Source organism: Streptomyces kronopolitis (assembly GCF_014646275.1).
Taxonomy (GTDB): domain Bacteria; phylum Actinomycetota; class Actinomycetes; order Streptomycetales; family Streptomycetaceae; genus Streptomyces; species Streptomyces kronopolitis.
On the sequence record NZ_BMND01000087.1, the window covers coordinates 1 to 3,741 of the forward strand.

General features: G+C 69.6%; 5 protein-coding genes. 2 read left to right on the forward strand and 3 right to left on the reverse strand.

The genetic code is table 11. From position 1 onward, the window contains the following. Together IEY78_RS33670 and IEY78_RS33675 are read right to left on the reverse strand one after the other, a co-directional pair. Positions 1-553: metallophosphoesterase family protein (locus tag IEY78_RS33670; protein ID WP_189104802.1), on the reverse strand; the 553-nt coding region annotated here is incomplete at its 3' end. Beyond that, entirely contained in the window at positions 550-1,863 is a 1,314-nt protein-coding gene (locus IEY78_RS33675; RefSeq protein ID WP_189104803.1) for a carboxyvinyltransferase, read from the reverse strand. The genes IEY78_RS33670 and IEY78_RS33675, both read right to left, overlap by 4 nt. Before the next feature lie 234 nt (positions 1,864-2,097). Between IEY78_RS33675 and IEY78_RS33680 the strand changes: the two genes are divergently transcribed. Together IEY78_RS33680 and IEY78_RS33685 are read left to right on the forward strand one after the other, a co-directional pair. Then, the gene (locus tag IEY78_RS33680) at positions 2,098-2,967 is read left to right on the forward strand and encodes a helix-turn-helix domain-containing protein (RefSeq protein ID WP_189104804.1); all 870 of its coding nucleotides are present in this window, start codon (positions 2,098-2,100) and stop codon (positions 2,965-2,967) included. Continuing rightward, the gene (locus tag IEY78_RS33685; protein ID WP_189104805.1) at positions 2,964-3,167 is read left to right on the forward strand and encodes a DUF397 domain-containing protein; all 204 of its coding nucleotides are present in this window, start codon (positions 2,964-2,966) and stop codon (positions 3,165-3,167) included. The genes IEY78_RS33680 and IEY78_RS33685 overlap by 4 nt, the downstream gene beginning before the upstream one ends. A 49-nt stretch (positions 3,168-3,216) precedes the next feature. Here the strand turns inward: IEY78_RS33685 and IEY78_RS33690 are convergent, their stop codons facing one another. After that, positions 3,217-3,618: a restriction endonuclease gene (locus IEY78_RS33690; protein WP_189104806.1), complete on the reverse strand. Its 402-nt coding sequence runs from the start codon at positions 3,616-3,618 to the stop codon at positions 3,217-3,219. Positions 3,619-3,741 lie beyond the last annotated feature (123 nt).

The window sequence follows — 3,741 nt, forward strand, 5'->3', positions numbered from 1 at the left end:
TGACGTCGGCGAACGGGCAGGCCGCGGCCAGCTCCAGATCCGTCTCGAAGCCGGAGTGGGACAGCACCATCCAGGCATCGACATGGTGATGGTGCTCCAGCAGCAGTTCCCGCAGAGCCCGGGCAGGGTCGATGACGTGCTGGCCGCGACGCTGGGCGGCGGGGATGGCCTCGAATGCCTGCCGGCCGATGACGGCGGTGACGGCGACCCGGCGTCCGGCGATGTCGAGGATGCGTATGCGGCCGAACAGCGGCCTGCCGTCGATGTCGCTCCGCGCGTTCGCGCACACGGTGAGCTGGTGCAGGCCGGGTTCGAAGTAGTGCGGCCAGCCGTGGTTGCCGGGGGCGAGGACGTCGTAGAGCGTGGTGAGGATCTCCCGTTCGAGCCGGCCGCGGCCGAGTTGGTAGTAGCCGGTGCCCTCGAAGAAGTCGCCGCAGTCGACGATGAGCGAGGTGGGCCGCAGGTCGTGCAGGTGGGCCAGCATGCCGCTGGCGTCGGCGAGGGCGGAGTGGACGTCGGTGGTGGCCACGATCCGCGCGAGGGTCCGGGTCATCGCGGCACCTCGGTGATGTCGGCGCCGAGCGAGCGGAGTTTGGCGGGCAGGTTCGCGTGTCCGCGGCGCAGCTGGTCCAGGCCCGTGACCGTCGTGGTGCCGTGAGCTGCCAGGGCAGCGACCAGGAGGGCGGAGCCAGCGCGGATGTCCGTGGCGTTCACCTGCGCTCCCGTCAGCCACTGGGGGCCCGTCACCCGGCACTGGGTGGGTGAGAGGGCGTCGATCCGGGCACCGAGCTGGGCGAGTTGGGGAAGGAGGTTGCCGTGGCGGCCGGGGTTGATGGAGTCGGCGAACAGGTGGGTGCCGGGCAGGCCGAGGGCCAGCGCGATCAGGGCGGGTTCGAAGTCGGCGTCCAGGCCGTCCGGCGCCAGCGACGCGACCGCCCGCAGCGGACGCCCGCTGATCGGCCGGCCCTGGTGGACGGTGACCGCGTCGGCGGCGACAGTGACGGGGATGCCGGTCCAGTCCAGCAGCTGAGCCAGGGCCCGTAAGTCGGAGCCGTTCACGCCTTCGATGCGACCCGTTCCGCCGGTGGCCGCGATGGCACAGGCCAGGGTGCCGGCTTCGACCTTGTCGCCGGGGACCGTCCAGGACACCGTTCCCGCCGGCGCGCCGGGCGGAGGGGCCAGGGTGATCTTGTCCTCGCTGGCGTGGGCCTGCCACCCGGCCGCCTGCAGGGCCGCGAGCACGCTGGTGGTCTCCGGCGACAGGTTCGGGTTGCCCAGCTCCAGACGGCAGTTGCCGACGACCGTACGCAGGATCGCGGCGATGCTCGCACCCCGTGAACGGAACGGCAGGTTCACGGCGACCAGGCTCGCGGAACTGCCGGCGATCACCTGGTATCCCGCGTCGTCGAAGAGCACGGTGTCCCCGAACTGTTCGTAGACCTTGAAGTGCTGTTCCATGCCGCGGTCCCCGATCTGGCAGCCTCCCGGCCACGGAAGCGAGGCCTTGCCGAAGGCGGACAGCAGCGGTGGCACCAGGTAGTACGAGGCCCGGATGCGGGCAGCGTCCGCCAGCACTGGAAGTTCGCGGCTGTGAGCGCCGGGCAGGACGACGACGGCTGCCGGTTCGGTGACCGGGTGGACGACGCGGTAGCCGCACCTCTCCAGGAGGGTGAGCATCCGCGACACGTCCGTGCTGGCCGGGACGCCGGACAGGTGGACGCCGCGGCGAAGGGATGCGGCAGCAGCCAGCAACGGCAGGGCAGCGTTCTTCGAACCGTCCGCCCGCACAGTCCCGGACAGCGGGCGGGCGGGACGGACGGTGACGGTACCGACGCTGGTCACACGGGTCACCTCAAGCGACATCGAGAGTCTCCAAACGCGGTGGGGCGTAGGGCATATCCAGCAGCACGGGAGGGCTCCGGCCGCAGCGCAGCGGGCCGGCCCACTGGGGTGCTGAGTGGGACGCTCTCAGCATGCCGAGACCCTTGCGCGAGGCGCAAGGTTGCGCCTTAAGGTTGCGCCTATCGGGTCAACATTGGCATATGACGCGGAAGTTGAGGTCTGTAGAGTCACCGGCGACGAGGAGGAGGAAACCGGATGTCAGAGGCCCAGCCGACCATGATGCGCCGGCGCCTGGGCGGTGCCCTCAAGATCCTGCGGCAACGCACCGGCCTGAACCTCGACGATGCCGCCGCCCGGATCGGTCTGCCCAGCGGCACCACCCTGAGTAAAGTCGAGAACGCCAAGCGGCTCGTGGCCGTCACCGCCTTGGACGCGTACTTCACCGCCTACGGCGTCGGCGAAAGCGACGCCCGCCGCGACGAGATCCGTAAGCTCGCCGCGCTCGCCGCCTCCCCCCGGCGCACCAATCTCCTGCGGCAGTACGGCGATGCGGTACCCGACTCCTTCGCTGACTACCTCGAACTCGAAGAGCTCGCTGCCCAGGCGGACATCTACGCCTCCCAGGTCATCCCCGGCATCCTCCAGACCCACGACTACGCCCACGCCGTCATCGACGGCAGCCGACGCTGGAGAACGGAACGGGAGGTCAAGACGTTCGCCGAACTGCGCATGCAACGCGCGTCCGTACTGACCCGCGAGAACCCCCTGCCCGTCTGGTGCGTACTCGACGAATCCGCACTGCGCCGGGCCATGGGCGGGCCGACGACCCTGGCCGAACAGCTGGGCCACCTCCTGGACCTCCACGAACGACTCCCCCACGTACAGATCCAGGTGCTCCCCTTCGCTGCCGGAGCGCACCCTGCGATGGACGGTACCCACACCATTTTCCGGTTCGATGCTGGCGGTCCTGTCGTGGTGGTGGAGCCCATGACCACTTCGCTTTACCTCGAAGAGGACGCTGACATCGGCCAGTACGACGTCAACTTCAACCACCTGCGCAGCCAGGCCCTCGACACCAAGCACTCCCGCAACTTCATCCGCGATGTGATCAAGGAGATCCGTTGAGCACCAACCCCCGCACCGAGCCCGCCTGGCGCAAGAGCAGCTACAGCAGCGGAGGCGGCAACTGCGTAGAGGTCGCCTCCGTCGGCCCAGGCACCGTCGCCGTACGCGACTCGAAGAACGCGGCCCAGACCCCGTTGCGCTTCTCCAGCGCGACGTTCACCGCCTTCCTGCGCATGGTGAACAGTCACACGGAGTCCTAGGCCCCCTTCCTCGCGCCGCTGCCCTCTAGGGCAGCGGCGCCGTCCGTTCTCAGAGGGCCGGGGCATGGGCGGGTGCGGGCGCAGGTGCTGCGTCGTGGAGCCCGTCCAGGCGCTCGTACAGTGCGCGAAGCAGGCGAGCCCGGTTCTGGCAGCACCGCACAGAGTCCTGCACCGGAGCCGGCAGACGCCTGGAGGCCTCCCCGAGAATTGCTTCGGCCAGCGCCCGCCGGCCGCTTCCTGCAGAGAGGCTGGACGCCTGGAGTTGGACGGCCGCGGCGACGAGGCGGGCGTGCCCGGTCAGCTGAAGTGCGATCAGCGTGCAGTCGGCGGGCTGGGTGTTACTGGTTTCTGTCCACGCCAGCACTGCCCTGGCCAGCTTCTCGTGGGGTTCCCGGTCGAGGGGCAGGTCCTCGATCCGGCCGTCGGGGTCATACAGCACGGTGTACGTCATGAGGCTGTCGCCTTCTCCTTCTCGACGGGGCTTGTCGGAAACGTTGCCGGAAACCCCAGGGGGTCGCCCGAGCCGCTTCGGCAAGCGTGCTGGTCAGACGACGTGCACACGCCCGGTGGAGAT

Excerpts from the sequence above, each read along its gene's own strand:
- IEY78_RS33675 (WP_189104803.1), bottom strand. The coding sequence starts at position 1,863 with ATGTCGCTTGAGGTGACCCGTGTGACCAGCGTCGGTACCGTCACCGTC.
- IEY78_RS33680 (WP_189104804.1), top strand. The coding sequence starts at position 2,098 with ATGTCAGAGGCCCAGCCGACCATGATGCGCCGGCGCCTGGGCGGTGCC.
- IEY78_RS33690 (WP_189104806.1), bottom strand. The coding sequence starts at position 3,618 with ATGACGTACACCGTGCTGTATGACCCCGACGGCCGGATCGAGGACCTG.